The following is a 17,693-nucleotide window of genomic DNA, read 5'->3' on the forward strand; positions in this document are numbered from 1 at the left end:
TTATCTTATTTAGTAGTCAAATACCGACTGTAATAATTTAACATCTTTAATTCCCGGGCTCAGTTCAAATCTCGAATTCACATCTACGGCAAACAAACGTTGGTCTTTCAATTTATATACATCTGCTATATTTTTTTCACTTATCCCTCCGCTTAAAAAGTAAGGTTTATCCAAAGTATATCCATTTAACAAATTCCAGTCAAAACGGAGTCCAGTTCCTCCATAGGCTTTATCTCTAGTGTCAAAAAGAAAATAATCGACATTATCTTTATAGGCATCAAGCTCCGACCAGTTAAAACCTGGCGCTATACCGAAGGCTTTGATTGTTAAAACCCCAGTGGATGTCTTCACTTTGTCTACAAAAGCAGGATGCTCATTTCCATGTAGCTGTATTACATCTAAGCCGTAAGCCGACACAGATCTCTGGATATTTGGTAATGTGTCATTAACAAAAACCCCAACTTTCTTTATATTTGTTAAATTTTTGATGAACATTTGAGATAAATCGCCAACATAACGTGGCGATTTATCATAAAATATAAAACCTAAGTAGTCGGGATTTAATGACAGCACGTCCAATATATTATCGGGATATTTCATCCCACAAACTTTTACTCTAAGCATATTACTCAGTACAAAGCCTTTTCTTTGTTCACTAATTTATTAAAACTATTCAACGCTCTTTTTGATAAAAGGGCGTCCTCAGCCTCTAAATAACAGTCTTCGAAAGACTTGTCAGGACAAATAGTCCGAATAGCTATAGCCGCATTGGATAAAACCACCTGCTGTTGCTCCTTACTGGCATTTCCCTTTAGTACTGCAACAAAGATTCCGGCAGCCTCCTCAATGGTTTCTCCGCCGCTTATTGCTGTGGCGTCTACACGTTGAAAACCTATTTTCTCCAAGGTGACGTATTGTTCGCCCTCATTATTAATCAATTTAAAATCTCCTGTAAGTGATATCTCGTCATAGCCGTCTAACGCATGCAATATAGTATATTGTTTATTGCTTCTTTGGTAGAGATAACCATATAGACGTGCCAACTCCAGACTAAAAACACCTACCGATTGATAGCTTGGCTTAGCAGGGTTTACCAATGGCCCTAACATATTAAAAAAAGTTTTCACACCTAACTCACGCCTAACCGGTGCAACAGTTTTCATTGCCGGATGAAATAAAGGAGCATGTAGAAAGCAAATGTTGGAACTCTCTAAGCTTCTGTAAATTTCTTTTTCATCATTCGAAAATCGATATCCTAGAAATTCCATTACATTAGACGATCCGCACCCAGAAGAAACCCCATAGTTACCATGTTTAGCCACGTGGTAACCAGCTCCTGCCACTACAAAGGATGCTAATGTTGAAATATTAAAGGTATTCTTTCCATCGCCACCGGTACCACAAAGATCGATAAGTTTATATTCATTAAGGTTGACTTCCAAACAAAGATCCAACATAGCATCACGAAAGCCGGCAAGCTCTTCCACGGTAATATTACGCATGCAGTAGGCTGTCATGAAAGCGGCCATTTGCGAACTATTATATTTCCCTAATGTGATATTGGTTAATATATCGTAAGCTTCAGCTCTTGTAAAGGTTTTACTTTCGAACAAATGTGCCAGTATATGTTTCATCTGTAATTGCGTTTGATGTGAATTATTTTGTGTCAATAAATTAAATTATGTTTCCGGTGAATCTATGTGGCTTTTACCACACAAAAAAAGGCTTGCGTTACGGCAAGCCTTTTGTTACTATAATTAAATATCACTACAAAATGGTATTTGCCATAAAGTTATTCTTTATGCCACCACCAACTTTGATATGCGACTCTTATTTCCATTTTATCCTACAAATATGCTCAATAAGATTTACATATGCAAATGATTTTTGAGGTGCTTAGTAAATCTAAAAATACAAGAGACTCTAAATGCTATATCGCTAGCATATCAATGGATTTAAACTACTTAACCAATGGATCTTTCTCACGTGCAAATAATTGAAATACTTTCCTATCTACCCATGCTGGAAAAAGCTTATTCATCCATACAGCCAACTTTCCTTGTCTGGTCATGATAAGCGTGCGTTTTCTATCCTGAATGCCTTGTATTATACGTGCTGCAACCTCTTCAGCAGTCATCATTTTTTTTTCGTTCATACTTGTCTCACCAAACTGCTCTCCATTTTTATCGAATGCTGTATTGCGGATATTTGAAGCCGTAAAACCAGGGCAGGCAACCATTACATGCAATTTTGTTTTTAAGTTCTCTACACGTAAAGACTCCATAAAACCATTCATAGCAAATTTAGAAGCAGAGTATCCCGTACGTCCAGGCAGGCCTCTATAACCTGCAATCGATGATACTCCCACAACCGAACCGCCATTGATCAATAATTCAGGTAAAGCAAACTTAGTGCAATACACTGTGCCCCAAAAGTTTACATCCATTAAATTTCTCAATACCCTTAAGTCAAGTTCATTAAATAAGGCCCTCATACTGACACCAGCATTATTGATCAACACGTCTATTGTTTGAAAGGTTAAAAGTGCCTGTTGTACTAGATGTTTGCAATCGTCTTCTTTCGAAACATCACATTGCACAGCAACCACTTTAATAGCAAATTCTCTTTCCAGATCTTGGGCTATTTTACATAATACTACGTATTTTCTTGCCCCCAAAACCAAATTAGCTCCTTTTGCAGCCAAATTTCGCGCTAAAGCCAAACCTATTCCCGAAGATGCCCCAGTTATAATAACTGTTTTATTATTAAATGATTTCAATTTGTTTTGAGTTTTATCGGTCCATTATTGTTTATCAGCACCGCACATTACTGAAAACAACCATAACACACTACAGGGATAGCCATTAAACACATCTACTATGCTATACTCCTTTCATAAGGAACACGTGTAGCTATCGAGCGCCCCAAAGTTACTTCATCGACGTATTCCAATTCACCTCCAAATGCAATTCCTCTAGCTATAGTACTTATTTGTATATCGAAATCCTTTAACTTTTTATACAGGTAAAAAATAGTGGTATCTCCTTCCATAGTTGCGCTTAAAGCTAATACAACTTCCTTCACTTCTTCTTCTTCTTTCATCCGATGTACCAATTTATCAATATTCAAATCAGAAGGGCCTACTCCATCCATCGGAGAAATTAAACCTCCTAAAACATGGTAAACGCCATTGAACTGGTTTGTATTTTCGATTGCCATCACATCCCGTGTATCTTCGACTACACATATTAAACTCTTATCTCGTTTAGGCGTGCTGCATATTTCACAAATTGTTTGGTCAGCTATATTATTACAGATTGTACAAAAACAAATGTCTGACTTTAGCTTTACCAAAGTTTCACTGAAACGCTCCACATCGATCTTTTGTTGATTAAGTAGGTATAATACCAGCCTAAGTGCAGTTTTCTGACCTATACCCGGCAGTCTACTAAATTCATTAACAGCATTTTCCAATAGTTTAGACGAGAAATTCATGATACAAAGGTAAAGGAAAAAGGTAAAAAAATTTATTACATTAGCACAAAACAAGCAATTAACTATTGCAAACAACAGGTTAATACGAATATCACTTAAAAAGAGACAATATATTATATGATAACTGGTGAAGATAAGATAAGAAAAGCTTTTGAGAACAAAACATGGCAGGAGATTAAAGTAAAAGACTCATGGCAGATTTTTAAAATAATGGCAGAATTTGTTGAGGGATTTGAAAAACTGGCAAAAATAGGTCCCTGTGTTTCTATTTTTGGCTCTGCACGTACTTCTAGAGATCATGCTGATTACAAAATAGCTGAAGAATGTGCCCGTTTACTAACAGAAAAAGGATATGGTGTGATATCGGGAGGTGGCCCCGGCATTATGGAAGCAGCTAATAAAGGGGCTTATGAAGCCGGAGGTAAATCTGTTGGACTTAATATAGAACTCCCCTTCGAGCAGTTTCATAATAGGTATATAGATAGGGATAAACTATTGGAATTCAACTACTTTTTTGTTAGAAAAGTTATGTTCATGAAGTATTCACAAGGGTATATTGTTCTCCCCGGAGGCTTTGGAACGATGGATGAACTGTTTGAAGCGATCACTTTGATACAAACAGGTAAAATAGCTCGATTTCCAATCGTTTTAGTTGGAAGATCTTATTACGGAGGCTTATTTGATTGGATTAAGAACAGAATGTTGGAAGAAGGAAAGATCAGCGCAGAGGATCTAAATCTCTATCGGTTGGTTGATACTGCTGAGGAAGCGGCAGGCCATATCTTCAAATTCTATGATAAGTATCTATTAAAACCCAATTTTTAACTTTTCTTCACAAATACCAATGAAGCAATTGACCCATAATTTCTTCATTGGTATTTGAATAATTATATCAGCTGTTTTAAAGCGATTTCATATGCCCTAGAAGAAATACCCGTTTTTTCTCTAGACAGTTCAAAGATCCTTTTTAAAGCCTGATATATAACCTGTGATGTATCTGAAAATATGGCATCATCGCTCATTTCAACATTTGGCTGCATCAAATAGGCGAATACACGTGCCATACCACAATTTGCAATAAAATCAGGAATTAACGCTACCTGTTGATCGGTAAACTCCATAACAGGTCCATAAAAAATTTCTCTATCAGCAAAAGGCACATTTGCTCCTGACGAAATAACCTCCAAACCGTTATTTAAAAGTTGGAGTACATGTTCTTTCGAAACTAAACGAGACGCGGCAGCAGGCACAAATATCTCAGCTCCTACCTCCCATATATGCGCGTTAACCTCATCAAATGCTAATAAATCATCACTAATTAAGGCATTACCACTTCTGTCTAAAAAGAGTTTTTCAATGGTCTCATCGCTAAAACCATCTTCATTAATTACCCCTCCTTCCCGATCTATAATGCCTACAATTTTAACTCCTAACTTAGAAAGATAATAGCCTGCCGCGGCTGCAACATTTCCCCAACCCTGTATAATAGCCCTTTTACCAATACGGGTACCACCCATTAATTTGTAATAATGTTTAATCGACTCAGAAACGCCGTAACCAGTTATCATGTCTGCCACTCTGTATTTTCGTTTAAGATCCGGAGTATACTTCAGGTCTTCCAATACCTTTGATACACCATACCGTAATTGTCCGATTTGATGAATCCGTTTATTTTCTCTTACATTAAAATGCCCGTTTAGTACACCTTCCTGAGGGTGCCATAAACCATAGTCTTCTGTTAACGGAATAACCTCATTGATTTCATCAATGTTCAAATCGCCGCCAGTACCGTAATAATTCTTGAGCAGCGGAGTTACTACCTGAAACCAACGGTCTAACACGCCTCTTTTTCTTGGGTCTGACGGGTCGAAATTAATACCGGATTTTGCTCCTCCTATAGCAGGACCAGAAACTGTAAATTTAACTTCCATTGTTTTTGCCAGCGACTCGACTTCGTGTTTATCCAATCCTTTCCTCATTCGTGTCCCGCCACCTGCCGCCCTCCCCCGCAACGAATTAATAACAATCCACCCCTCGGCTTCTGTTTCTGGATCTTTCCATTCAAATACTATTTCTGGTTTCTTACTTTCGAATCTGTTCAATAGATCTTTCATTTCATGCTTTAATTATCGGTTTACAATAAATAATGTAAAAACAGTGAGAACGTATCATTGTAAAGTGCTATTAAATAGCGTCAACAATAGGTATTTAAGAAATATTCACTATATAGTGCAAACCTAAACAAAATATTAGCAAAGAAAAATAGCCGTATTACAGAATATTAATTCAACACAATTGTGTCATACAAATTAAAACACAATCACAATTATCCCGCAACTGAATTGCAATAAAAAACTATATTTGTAAGATTATAAAATAAGGAAAAAATATATGTCATTTTTTTTATCAAGTATACATTGGGATATAAATCCTGAGATATTCAGTATTGGCAGCTTTGGCCTACGTTATTATACACTCTGCTTTATGTTGGCTTTTTTCTTAAGCTATGTCATACTTTTAAACATCTTCAGAAAAGAAGGAAAATCTCAAGAACTACTTGATAAGCTCACCATCTATGTATTTATAGGTACGGTTTTAGGCGCACGAATAGGTCATTGTCTTTTTTACGAATTTGATTACTATAAAGATCATTTACTTGAGATGATTTTACCTATAAGAAATATCAATGGAAATCTAACATTCACGGGTTATCAGGGCTTAGCCAGCCATGGAGGCGCTATTGGAATTATACTGGCCTTAATTCTTTATTGCCGAAAGACAAAAGTTAATTTTTGGTGGATTGCTGATCGGCTCGTTATTGTTGCCGCACTTTCTGGGACACTGATCCGTCTAGGAAATTTCTTTAATTCTGAAATAATAGGCACTCCCAGTAAACTTCCCTGGGCTGTCATATTTGCGCAGATTGATAACATACCCCGTCATCCAGCGCAGTTATATGAATCATTAGGTTATTTACTAATTTTCTTACTGTTGTACAGTTCATACAGGCAAAAAAAATATATAAAACCTGCATATCTATTTGGTTTTTTTATGGCAACTGTATTCGGCCTTCGTTTTATTATGGAGTTTGTTAAAGAGAATCAGGAAGCATTTGAAAACAATATGACGCTCAATATGGGACAAATACTGAGTGCTCCCTTTATCATATTGGGACTTTATTTTATATTTAGAAAAGAGCCCGTTACTTTAGCTCCAAAACGGAAATAATAGCTAACCAAAACAAGCATTAGTGATGAAAGAAGATAAGGTTAAAACATTTGAAAATATTCTTCGCAAACACCATTTGAAGGTAACCCTACCTCGCTTGAAGGTGCTTGAAAATATTTTTAATAAAGATACGGCAACTTCTCAGCCGGAATTAGAAAAATCGATCGGCAAAGATATTGATAGAGTAACGCTCTATCGTGTATTGAACATTTTTGAAGAAAAAGGAATCATCCATAAAATATTCGATCTTCATGGAACCGCAACCTATGCGTTGTGCTCACCGCAATGTACTACCCATCAACATCATGATGAACATGTTCACTTTAGCTGCTCTATTTGTAACAGCATATACTGCTTGCAGGAGATTAAATTACCTGAAATAAGCACCCCTCCTGGTTTTTCCATAAACCAAGTGGCAATAAGTGCCATAGGTATATGCAATAAGTGCAAAAGCTTGAAGGCTGCCTCCATAAGTTAAAAGAACCTAGTATTGTTAAACACTTTTTGAGGAATACTGATCAATAAAAAACAAAGACAAAAATAAGCTGTATTCTTAGAGTTATTATCTTAAAGCACAAACCTTATGTCGACAAAAAAAGCAAATGCAATTAAACATGTTCTATCTCAATTAATTGCCGACGTTTTCGAGAAATCAGGAAATAAAGCACTAAATTATAAACAAGTTTCTGCCCAACTCAATATAGACGATCCTGTATCGAAGAGTACTATTTTAGACATATTACAAGAAGAATCAAAAATCAAGTCTGGGTTGTTCAAGGAAGTCGAGAAAGGAAAATTCACGCTAAGGGAACTTAAAACTTTCACAATCGGTAAGGTAGATATGACTGCAGACGGCTCGGCATTCATTGTAACTGAGGATGAGTTTGAAGATGATATCTATATAGCTCCTCGTAAACTCAGAAACGCGTTACACGGCGATTCCGTCAAAGTATATACTTATGAGAAGAGCAAAGGGAGAAAGAAAGAAGGTGAAGTTGTTGAGATATTAGAGCGCTTTCGTACTGATTTTACCGGTATTATCAAGATTTCGAAACGCTTCGCTTTTTTAATAGCAGATGACCGGAAGATGCTCCATGATATATTTATTCCGCTGGAAGATTTAAATGGTGCGCAAGACCAAGATAAAGTAGTAGTTACCATAACTGACTGGCCTCAAGGAAGTAAAAACCCTGTTGGAAAAGTAAAACATGTACTGGGCAAACAGGGTGAAAATAATACTGAAATGAGTGCTATTCTGGCTGATTATGGGTTCCCCTTAGCATTCCCAGACTTTGTAGAAAAGGAGGCTGATGCCATTACAGACGATATTGACGAGGAAGAAATTAAAAAACGGAAAGATTACAGAGATATTCTGACTTTTACAATCGATCCTTTTGATGCAAAGGATTTTGATGACGCAATATCTTTTCGAACACTCGACGAAGACACGTATGAGGTAGGTATACATATTGCTGATGTCACGCATTACATAGTTCCCGATAGTGCTTTAGATAAGGAAGCTTATGAAAGGGGTACATCCGTGTATCTTGTCGATAGAGTCATTCCAATGTTACCTGAAAGGCTTTCCAACAATCTATGTTCATTACGCCCAAACGAAGATAAACTCTGCTTTTCTGCTGTATTCGTATTAGATAAACAGGCCTATATCAAGGATCAATGGTTTGGAAAAACGGTTATTCATTCCGATAGACGTTTTACATACGAGGAGGCACAGAAAATTTTAGAGACAAAAGAGGGGTTGTATAGCCATGAACTATTAACATTGAACAACTTGGCTCATATTTTACGAGAGCGTAAATTCAAGCAAGGAGCTATTAACTTTGAGTCTACAGAAGTAAAATTCAGATTGGATGAAGATGGGAAACCGCTAGGTGTTTATACCAAAGAAAGAAAAGATGCGCATAAGTTAATCGAAGACTTTATGCTGTTAGCCAATAGAAAAGTTGCCGAGTATATAGGCAAACAAGGAAAAGGGAAAAAAAAGTTGCCATTTGTTTATCGTAGTCATGATGCTCCAAACGAGCAAAGTCTTACAGCCTTTGCGCAATTTGCAGCACGTTTTGGCTATAAAATCAATACAAAGTCAGATAAAGAAACTGCGAAGTCATTAAACACGCTTATGCATGACGTTGAGGGAACAAAAGAACAAAACGTGTTAACAACCTTAGCGATACGTTCCATGGCAAAGGCCATCTACACGACTAAAAAACACAGTCATTATGGATTAGCTTTTGACTATTATACGCATTTCACATCGCCTATCCGTAGGTATCCTGATATGATGGTACATCGTTTACTGGCGTATTACCTAACTGGAGGAAAAGGAGTAAATGAGGAAGTTTACGAAAAAATGTGTGTTCATGCCTCACAAATGGAGAAAAAAGCGGCGGATGCGGAAAGAACCTCCATTAAGTATAAACAAGCAGAATATCTACAGGATCACATCGGAAATATTTATCTGGGGATTGTATCAGGGGTAACAGAATGGGGAATGTACGTCGAAATAGAAGAAAACAAATGTGAAGGAATGGTTAGGCTGCGAGATATTACCGATGATTTTTATTCATTGGATGAAAAAAATTACGCTATCATCGGCCAACGTAAGAAAAAGCGTTATCAATTGGGAGATGAAGTAGAAATTAAGGTCAAAACGGTTAACTTAGCTAAACGCCAAATAGATTTTACATTAATTAGTTAATAAGGAAAATCTTATCTTCGCCGCATGTATTCAATAGCAGATCTTCAGTTAACAATCAGTCAAGCATTAATAACGAAACAGATATCCAGGGAGCCGCACACACTATATGAACCTATCAGTTACTTTCTAAGTTTAGGTGGGAAACGTCTGAGACCAGTTCTCACTTTACTGGCTACAGACTTATTTAGCGAAGCAATCGAAAAAAGTATACCAGCTGCATTGGCAATAGAGCTGTTTCATAATTTCACGCTCATGCACGATGATATCATGGACCAGGCGCCATTAAGAAGAGGAAAAACATCTGTTCATGAAAAATGGAATACCAATACGGCTATACTTTCCGGTGATGCTATGCTTATCATGGCATATCAACTATTATCAGAAACTGACCATAATTATTTACATCAATTGTTTGCAAGCTTTAATAAAATGGCACTTGAGGTTTGTGAAGGACAACAACTAGATCTTGATTTCGGCAACACCTATCATGTGACTGAAGAACAATATATTCAGATGATTCGTTTAAAAACTTCCGTTTTACTTGGAACTGCCTTAGAGTTAGGTGCAATCATCAGTGGGGCCAACGATAGTGATCGAAACTTAATCTACCAATTTGGTGTTAATATGGGTATTGCATTCCAATTACAGGATGATATATTAGATGTATATGGGGACCCCGACAAATTTGGCAAACAAATAGGTGGAGACATTATTGAAAATAAAAAGACTTTCTTGCTTATCAATGCTCTTGAACTATCCCGTGGAAAGGATGCTGTAGAACTGAAATCACTGGTAACAAATAATGAAGTAGATGTGCAATATAAGATTGCGTCTACAAAAAAAATTTATGACAAACTGAACATCCGATCTTTAGCTGAAAAAGCAAAAAAAGACTTTGCAAATCAAGCATTTAAAGCATTAAATGCCTTAAGTATAGAGCAGGAAAAAACAACTGTACTCCGAAATTTCGCTAAAAGCTTATTAATAAGAGAAAGTTAAGCTATATTCTTATAAGACATTAACGTTAAATTTAACAAAAATAATTTACACTAAATGAAGCAGTTAATCATAAAGAGAGAGAAAATACATTTTTTGATTTGTTAAAATCAATGGAGTTTGTACTTTTGTGCCGGAAAGTTGGCAGAGTGGTCGAATGCGGCGGTCTTGAAAACCGTTGTCTGTAACAGGACCGGGGGTTCGAATCCCTCACTTTCCGCACCCATCAAGACATTTAGTATCAGAACCCTATAAATAGCACTATTTATAGGGTTTTTGCTTTTGTAGGCCTTCCTAACTATTTCCTTATTCCAGTTTCAAACGAGACCCTAGCGAGACCCTAAAATTCAGTCTTGTAGGGTCTCGCTAAAATGAACCGGTCAAAGCCGGTCTAACCTAGTCGTCAAGTGAACATCTTGACAACTAGATGGCTAAGGAATAAATTGAATAACTAAATAAAGCGCCACCACCATGAACACCACTATCACCCTACACATCTATGCGCGGGCAGCAAAAGCCAATGCAGCAGGCCTCCATCCCCTTTATGTACGGATAACCATTGACGGGAAAAGAACAGAATTTTCCAGCAAGAAGTTCATCAATCCCAAGCACTTGGATCAAAAGATGATGAAAATGAAAGGCAACACCGAAGAAGCCCGTTCAATCAACAGCTACCTTGAAAAGCTAAAAGCCAAGATCACACAAACGCAAATTGTCTTAGAATATCAGGAAATCGCGCTTACACTAGAGAGTTTTATGCATGTATTTATCGGCAAAAGTGCCGAGCGAGAAAGAACCCTGATTCCCGTATTCGAAGAGCACAATAAACGCCTCTTTTCCCTCGTAGGCATAGAATATGCCCAAGGCACTTATGAACGTTATCAAACCTCTCTGCAACATACTAAGGAGTTCATTCAGTATCAATACGGAGTCAACGATATCGCATTAAGTAAAATAGACCACCGATTTATAACCGATTACGATTTTTATCTCCGTACCAAAAGAGCATGCGGAAACAATACCACGGTTAGATACATCAAAAATTTCAAGAAAATCATCCTGATCTGCATAGCAAACGGTTGGATACAAAAAGATCCCTTTCTGAATTATAAAACCAAAATACAAGAAGTAGAACGAGACATTCTTTCACAAGAAGAACTGCAGCGGCTCATGGCCAAAGAAATTAATGTGGAGCGCTTGGCCGTAGTACGTGATATTTTCGTGTTCTCCTGTTTTACAGGCCTGGCGTATATCGATGTCAAACAGCTTACACCGGCCAATCTAACTAAAGGGATTGATGGACAAATGTGGATCAGTACGCATCGGCAAAAAACCGACACACTCTCGAAAATACCCTTGCTCGATACGGCCAGACTTATTATTGAAAAATACCGGAATCATCCTAAATCAGGAAATGAAGGTATGCTGCTTCCCATCCTGACGAACCAAAAGATGAATGCCTACCTTAAAGAAGTTGCCGCCATTTGTCATATAAATAAGGAACTCACCTTTCACTGTGCCCGGCATACCTTCGCTACAATTGTAACACTATCCAACGGCGTACCCATCGAAAGCGTTTCCAAAATGCTCGGCCATAAAAGTATCAAGACCACGCAGCACTACGCCAAGATCACCGACCGTAAAGTCGCAAACGATATGGAAAATCTGAAGAAAATTCTAAATCACACAGGAAAGTTACCTAATACCGACAAAAAATCGGGATAAAATCCGCCTTAATGCAAAATGTATCATTAAAATGGTGCTCTTAAATTTTAAACAGATACTAATCACCTTTTAGACCAATACTTTATGCATGAAACACTTTTAGCCATAAACGAAGACATACAAGATTATGCTAAAAAAACAGAAGAGCGCTACAAAAATGATTATTCAAAATTGTCGGAACTGTCCATTCAATACATTTCCGAGCGACTACAATGGGCCAAACAAAAATTCGAACAAAACATTAACCTTACAGCGGATGAAGAAATTTTCTACTTTAAACATATCAAATCTCACCTATTGGCTTTGATCCAATATTATGCACTCGTGCAGAAAGTCGAACTGAAGAAACCACCTTTACAGAAAAAGAAACTAAAAGAGTATTATCTGAAGGCCTTGTATAAGGTGAAAAAGAAGTTGAGGAAACGCCAGTTTTTCTACAATTACTACAAAGCCAACCTGGATCAGTTGGATGACCACTTATTTAAAAGAATCGATCACGATCTGTTTTTCCACGCAGGCTCTTATATCCTGGATATCGATAAACGGAAGAGTACGCCTACTCTTCACATTTTTGCTCAGGTGGAGGCCTATGAAATGCTTCGGCATTACCTCAAAAGAAAGATCAAGAGCTTTGGCAAAGCAAAAGAGGAAAAGCAGCTGGGCAAAATCAATCACCCGCTACAATGGACCACTTCGAAGACCGATCTGATCGAACTCATCTATGCACTCCATGCTGCCGGTACCTTCAATAATGGGAAGGCGGACATTAAGGAAATCGCCGAATATTTCCAGCAGGTTTTTGATGTGGAGCTGGGGCAGTATAACAGGGTATTCTATGATATTCGTGCCCGCAAAACCAGTAAAACGAAACTGTTGGACAACTTAAAAGACGCGTTGCTTAGACGAATTAAAGAAACTGATAACGAGTTATTTATATAAAAATTTCTCACAACTTGTTAACAAGTTGTGAGAAATCATAGTATTTAATAGGCAATTTTACTGCTCACCAAATAATATAATCTTATGGCAGTAGAAATTATTACCAGAGAAGACCTCATGTCCTTTAAACATGAACTATTGAACGATCTAAGAGACCTCTTATCCGCCACGAAAGTAAGCCAGCAGAAAAAATGGTTAAAGACAAGGGAAGTTATCAAGATGCTTCAGATTTCACCGGGAACCCTACAAAATTACCGGGTTAACGGCACCATCCGTTATACAAAGTTTGGCAACACGATCTACTATTCGCTTCAGGAAATTGAACAGTTACTCGAACAGGGTCGCAATAGCCAATAGCATTAGGATATTTACCTTATTTATCTCTTTAATCACCTTAATATGAACTACAACAAACAATTGACCTACTTTTTCAACAAAGCCTCCGCGGATCCGGATTTCACATCGACACATTTGAGTCTGTTTATTGCTTTATTCCAACTTTGGAACCAGGCTCGCTTCGCCAAGGCCATACAGATCATCCGGGATGACGCTATGCGTTTGGGGAAGATCAATTCCAAGGCGACTTACCATAAAACAATGGCTTATCTACACAAAAAAGCATACATCGATTACCGGCCATCTTATAATCCGTTTAAAGGGAGTGAGATATCCTTCTTTCCGGAAACCCCTATTCAAACCTCGTTACCAAATGAACCTGTTCAAATCCTGACCACAAGACCATCAAACGAGCCATATATAGATAGTAATACTATCTCTAATCATGTTAATAGTAAATCTTTATTGATAGATAAGAGAAAAAATGATAAGCAGAAAAGTGCCGGTTCAAGTAATGAACTGGTTTCCCTGCCCCAAAAATTAGAGAACTCTCCGCAAATAGAAAAAAGTATTCCGCCATTTCCCCGTGAAGTAGAACGCTTTTTTATTGCCGAAAAATCGACCGAACAGGAAGCGCATCGTTTCATCAATCACTATACGGCCAATGGCTGGCTGGTCGGTGGAAAAAGTCCGATGAAGGACTGGAAAGCTTCGGCCAAGAACTGGATCTCAAACAGTATCAATTTTAACAGCAACACAAATTATGGAAAACCTAACCGCGCCCAACAGCTTAATACCAATACGCGAAAGAATTATTTCGAGCCGCTATGATTACCAAAAAGTCTTTCAGTTTATGGAGATCAAAGGAAAAGAGCTTTACGGCCGGAAATTCCAATTGTGTGTAGAAGATAAATCCGTGCTGCTAAAATTGGCTGCCTATTTTCTTCGTGATAAGGAATTATGCCGCGATCAACAACTCGACCTGGACAAAGGCATTATGCTGACCGGCCCTATTGGCTGTGGTAAAACGTCGCTGATGCATGTTTTGCGGTTTTTAAACGGAGGACAATACCGCTACCTCATGAAAAGCGCTCGAGATGTCACGTTTGAATTTATCCAGGAAGGGTATGAAATCATCCATCGGTATAGCCGAGGTAAACTTTATACCAGCGAGTACCGTAATTATTGCTTTGATGATCTGGGGACAGAGAATAACATCAAATATTTTGGTAACGAATGCAATGTGATGGCTGAAATTCTATTGTCGCGTTATGATTTATTTGTTTCTAAGCGATTGGTGACACATATCACGACCAACCTTTCTGCGACCGAATTGGAAGAAGCATATGGTAACCGACTACGCTCACGCCTCCGGGAAATGGTTAATCTGATTGGTTTTGATAAAGAAGTGAAGGATAAGAGGAAGTAGAGAGATCGTTGGTGATATCGTCAACCCTTTTTAATATATCATAGCATCGATCTTCTCATTGCCTCAAATAATTCGAGGCGGATCCTTTAAGCGCTAAACAAAAAAATGTCTATATTTGGAGTGCAAACATTTCCAAAAAGTAATTACTATGATAACAATCATGTTTAACAATATACCTGGCAGAGAGCAGGTGCGAGTCCTGCACATTTCCAAACTTTTTGGGTGTTTGCAGCACTGCCAGGTTGCTTATTTAAATCTTTCAAAAAGTTATGCAAACACCCAAAAAGAAAGTAACCAGACAACCGGAGGTTAGAAGCTTAAAAATCCAACCAGTCATCAGATTTAACCAATTCAGTCAGACAACAGTTCCTGTTATCAGACTAAGTGGGCATTGGCTCGAAAAATTAGGTTTTAGTCCCGATCAACGAGTCAAGGTCACAACGATGAATAAATTGCTTATCATTAGTTTGGATGAGGATTGAGATTATCGTCAATGCCTCTGCAGGAATTGAAGCAGTACAAACTCAATTACTTCGCAATTATGGCATTTTATGGCGCAATCCAAATTAACGTTCAATAAAAAGGTTTGTTCAGCAAAACTGAACAGGCCTTTTTATTGAACAACTTGTCAATACTACCTTCCCAATTCCTTTCTTCGCTCTATTTCAGCTTGCAGACTCGTAAACCATTCTTGATACACCTTTGGTTCATAGATCATCTGCTCTTTATTGTCCTTATTCACCTGACCCCAGTAACCATTGCGGCTGGACTCGGCTCCTTCATACATGGTAATCTTTACCTCAGTTAGATTATCGTTAACTCCTTCTATATAGAACATCGCTTTAGAGGTATTGGCATCTTTTGCAGTGCCTAGCCAAAACCGTTGAGAAGCAGCGTTTTTATTTTCAATACGTTTGCTGGCATTGATAAGGCCGGTTTCTTTATCTGCACGATCTATGATGTAGCTTTCGGATTGGAGCAGACTAATTACGGATTTAAAAACAAGTTCTTGGTCCGACTCAAATTGTTTGGTGGTCATCATCTTCACTTCGGCGGGCGATTTGGTAACCATCTTGGTAGCACAAGATGTTAACAGTACTACATTACATACGAGTAAAAGTATTCGTTTCATATTTATATATGTTGAAAGGTTAATAAGCAGTTGATACTACGGAGTAATCTTCTACGATATCATGTTCATCGAAGGTGATGATGAGATCAAAAGACTTACTGGTGCTACTTTGACTGGCACGCTGTCCGGAGAAAAAGTCGGTCGAGCCTGCTTTATGTTCTACAGACATCCGGTTATAACTCCAAACTTCGTTATTCGATTTGTTTTTGGATACCAAGTTAGGGGCACCAAAGAGTTTCAGGATTTCATCCTGTGAGGTCTGTCCTTTTTTTAACTGGCTTTTCACCACACCTATCGTGAGATTGCTTTTCTGCGCATTGCCTTCGGTGCCATATTTATAGCTCTTGCAGGCACTTACCGAAAGGATCAAGAGACTTAATAGTAATAGTTTATTCATCTGTTTTTATGTTTGCCAAAAGTATTTAATCCATAAAGACGAGCATTACGGAAACCCGTAAGAGAAGCATCTTTTCGTTGTCTATCTTTAGAACAAAGTAAAAAACGATTGATGTAGCCTATGTGCACAGTTTCCTATATAGCTATGCACATACACTGCATTGGAAAACGTATCTTCGTATGTATACCAGATAAAACCATATGGCCACCAATAAACACGCAATTATCCGTTATGAAGCATTGGATCGGTGCTTTTCCAATAAGGGTCGAAAATTTTTCATCGATGATCTAATCGTTTACGTATCGACAGCCATCGAAGAATATAGTGGTACAAAAGGTTCTATATCACGCAGACAGATCTTCAAAGACATGGATTTCATGCGCAGTGAAGCCGGATTTCGCGCACCCATCGACTCCTACAAGGAAGGGAAAAAGACCTACTACCGCTATTCGGACAGAAGCTATTCGCTTGCTATGCAACAGATCAATCCCGTCGAAGCCGATCTTCTGAAAACGACATTGGATATGCTGGGGAGATTTAAAGGGTTGCCACAATTTGACTTTGTCCAAGAGCTGGCCTTGAAATTAAAAAAGAGTTTTCAGTTGGAAGAGCTGGATGAATGTATATTTTTTGATCAAAACGAATATCTGAAAAATCTACACTTTCTAGGCGATCTGTTAAAAGTTATCCAAGATAAAGGTGTACTAAGGATACGATATCAGTCATTCAACCAGGATCGGGAAGAAAGTTTTCTGCTTCATCCTTATTTCCTAAAGCAATACAACAAACGCTGGTTCTTATTCGGTCAACGTGAAGATTTTGAAAACTGGAGTAGCCTGGCCTTAGACCGAATCATTGATTTTTCAGTTGAGCAGGATGAGGTCTATAAACCAGCAAGTACTCATCCAGATGATTATTTTGAAGATCTGATTGGCGTAAGTAAACCTATCGAATTAACCGCTCAACTTGTTCGGATCAAAATCAATAAGAGCCTTTGGCCTTACATCGACTCTAAGCCACTACACCCCTCTCAAAAGATCTTAGAAAAAAAGGAAGACTACACGATTATACAGCTGGACGTGATTCCAAACTACGAATTTTATGCGCAGATACTAAGTTTTGGGCAAGCTGTACAGGTGATTGAACCCGAAAGTGTTCGATTCACGATGAAGAAAAAGTTGATTGCTATGTTGGGGAATTATTCCACTGAAAACTAGAAGATGTATTTTATAATCTCATTATGATCTCAACCGAACGTAAAAAGCGGGCTAAGAAAACTATTTCATTATGTCCCATT

General features: G+C 37.9%; 19 protein-coding genes and 1 tRNA gene. 13 read left to right on the forward strand and 7 right to left on the reverse strand.

The window, feature by feature from the left end:
- Positions 1 to 9 precede the first annotated feature (9 nt).
- From H8S90_RS19550 to recR, 4 genes are all read right to left on the reverse strand, one after another.
- Complete coding sequence (locus H8S90_RS19550; RefSeq protein WP_187339493.1) at positions 10 to 624, reverse strand: phosphoribosylanthranilate isomerase; 615 nt, start codon at positions 622 to 624, stop codon at positions 10 to 12.
- A 5-nt stretch (positions 625 to 629) separates the two neighbouring features.
- A complete protein-coding gene (trpD, locus tag H8S90_RS19555) occupies positions 630 to 1,634 on the reverse strand; it encodes an anthranilate phosphoribosyltransferase (protein WP_187339494.1) in 1,005 nt (334 codons plus the stop codon).
- 326 nt (positions 1,635 to 1,960) lie between these two features.
- A complete protein-coding gene (locus H8S90_RS19560; RefSeq protein ID WP_187339495.1) occupies positions 1,961 to 2,779 on the reverse strand; it encodes an SDR family oxidoreductase in 819 nt (272 codons plus the stop codon).
- A gap of 98 nt (positions 2,780 to 2,877) precedes the next feature.
- Positions 2,878 to 3,495, reverse strand: a complete 618-nt coding sequence (recR, locus tag H8S90_RS19565; RefSeq protein WP_187339496.1) for a recombination mediator RecR — start codon at positions 3,493 to 3,495, stop codon at positions 2,878 to 2,880.
- A gap of 120 nt (positions 3,496 to 3,615) precedes the next feature.
- On the opposite strand from recR, the gene H8S90_RS19570 reads away from it, so the two are divergent.
- Positions 3,616 to 4,320 (forward strand): TIGR00730 family Rossman fold protein, encoded by a 705-nt coding sequence (locus H8S90_RS19570; protein ID WP_222852347.1) that lies wholly within the window; start codon positions 3,616 to 3,618, stop codon positions 4,318 to 4,320.
- 62 nt (positions 4,321 to 4,382) lie between these two features.
- Here H8S90_RS19570 and H8S90_RS19575 read toward each other — a convergent pair whose 3' ends face one another.
- Entirely contained in the window at positions 4,383 to 5,609 is a 1,227-nt protein-coding gene (locus H8S90_RS19575; protein WP_187339498.1) for a Glu/Leu/Phe/Val dehydrogenase dimerization domain-containing protein, read from the reverse strand.
- A 277-nt stretch (positions 5,610 to 5,886) separates the two neighbouring features.
- Here H8S90_RS19575 and lgt point away from each other — a divergent pair, with 277 nt between their 5' ends.
- The 11 genes from lgt to H8S90_RS19630 all read left to right on the forward strand — a co-directional run bounded on the left by lgt (position 5,887) and on the right by H8S90_RS19630 (position 15,349).
- Positions 5,887 to 6,723: a prolipoprotein diacylglyceryl transferase gene (lgt, locus tag H8S90_RS19580; protein ID WP_187339499.1), complete on the forward strand. Its 837-nt coding sequence runs from the start codon at positions 5,887 to 5,889 to the stop codon at positions 6,721 to 6,723.
- A gap of 25 nt (positions 6,724 to 6,748) precedes the next feature.
- The gene (locus tag H8S90_RS19585; protein WP_187339500.1) at positions 6,749 to 7,201 is read left to right on the forward strand and encodes a Fur family transcriptional regulator; all 453 of its coding nucleotides are present in this window, start codon (positions 6,749 to 6,751) and stop codon (positions 7,199 to 7,201) included.
- Between the two features lie 105 nt (positions 7,202 to 7,306).
- Positions 7,307 to 9,442: a ribonuclease R gene (gene rnr, locus H8S90_RS19590; RefSeq protein WP_187339501.1), complete on the forward strand. Its 2,136-nt coding sequence runs from the start codon at positions 7,307 to 7,309 to the stop codon at positions 9,440 to 9,442.
- 24 nt (positions 9,443 to 9,466) lie between these two features.
- The gene (locus H8S90_RS19595; protein ID WP_187339502.1) at positions 9,467 to 10,441 is read left to right on the forward strand and encodes a polyprenyl synthetase family protein; all 975 of its coding nucleotides are present in this window, start codon (positions 9,467 to 9,469) and stop codon (positions 10,439 to 10,441) included.
- A gap of 132 nt (positions 10,442 to 10,573) precedes the next feature.
- Positions 10,574 to 10,658: transfer RNA gene (locus tag H8S90_RS19600), tRNA-Ser, on the forward strand.
- 251 nt (positions 10,659 to 10,909) lie between these two features.
- Positions 10,910 to 12,163 carry a site-specific integrase gene (locus H8S90_RS19605; RefSeq protein ID WP_187339503.1) on the forward strand — a complete coding sequence of 418 codons (1,254 nt, stop codon included), beginning with the start codon at positions 10,910 to 10,912 and terminating at the stop codon, positions 12,161 to 12,163.
- An 84-nt stretch (positions 12,164 to 12,247) separates the two neighbouring features.
- The gene (locus H8S90_RS19610) at positions 12,248 to 13,102 is read left to right on the forward strand and encodes an RteC domain-containing protein (RefSeq protein WP_187339504.1); all 855 of its coding nucleotides are present in this window, start codon (positions 12,248 to 12,250) and stop codon (positions 13,100 to 13,102) included.
- Positions 13,103 to 13,186: 84 nt separating this feature from the next.
- Positions 13,187 to 13,459 carry a helix-turn-helix domain-containing protein gene (locus tag H8S90_RS19615; RefSeq protein WP_187339505.1) on the forward strand — a complete coding sequence of 91 codons (273 nt, stop codon included), beginning with the start codon at positions 13,187 to 13,189 and terminating at the stop codon, positions 13,457 to 13,459.
- Positions 13,460 to 13,501: 42 nt separating this feature from the next.
- Positions 13,502 to 14,269 carry a transcriptional regulator gene (locus H8S90_RS19620; protein ID WP_187339506.1) on the forward strand — a complete coding sequence of 256 codons (768 nt, stop codon included), beginning with the start codon at positions 13,502 to 13,504 and terminating at the stop codon, positions 14,267 to 14,269.
- 22 nt (positions 14,270 to 14,291) lie between these two features.
- Complete coding sequence (locus H8S90_RS19625; RefSeq protein ID WP_255501665.1) at positions 14,292 to 14,867, forward strand: AAA family ATPase; 576 nt, start codon at positions 14,292 to 14,294, stop codon at positions 14,865 to 14,867.
- 269 nt (positions 14,868 to 15,136) lie between these two features.
- Complete coding sequence (locus H8S90_RS19630; RefSeq protein ID WP_187339508.1) at positions 15,137 to 15,349, forward strand: SymE family type I addiction module toxin; 213 nt, start codon at positions 15,137 to 15,139, stop codon at positions 15,347 to 15,349.
- Between the two features lie 152 nt (positions 15,350 to 15,501).
- Here the strand turns inward: H8S90_RS19630 and H8S90_RS19635 are convergent, their stop codons facing one another.
- A complete protein-coding gene (locus H8S90_RS19635; RefSeq protein ID WP_187339509.1) occupies positions 15,502 to 15,999 on the reverse strand; it encodes a hypothetical protein in 498 nt (165 codons plus the stop codon).
- Between the two features lie 19 nt (positions 16,000 to 16,018).
- Positions 16,019 to 16,396 (reverse strand): hypothetical protein, encoded by a 378-nt coding sequence (locus tag H8S90_RS19640; RefSeq protein ID WP_187339510.1) that lies wholly within the window; start codon positions 16,394 to 16,396, stop codon positions 16,019 to 16,021.
- A 200-nt stretch (positions 16,397 to 16,596) separates the two neighbouring features.
- Here H8S90_RS19640 and H8S90_RS19645 point away from each other — a divergent pair, with 200 nt between their 5' ends.
- The gene (locus tag H8S90_RS19645; protein WP_187339511.1) at positions 16,597 to 17,613 is read left to right on the forward strand and encodes a YafY family protein; all 1,017 of its coding nucleotides are present in this window, start codon (positions 16,597 to 16,599) and stop codon (positions 17,611 to 17,613) included.
- Positions 17,614 to 17,693 lie beyond the last annotated feature (80 nt).

Origin of the sequence: Olivibacter sp. SDN3 (assembly GCF_014334135.1) — a bacterium.
GTDB lineage: Bacteria > Bacteroidota > Bacteroidia > Sphingobacteriales > Sphingobacteriaceae > Olivibacter.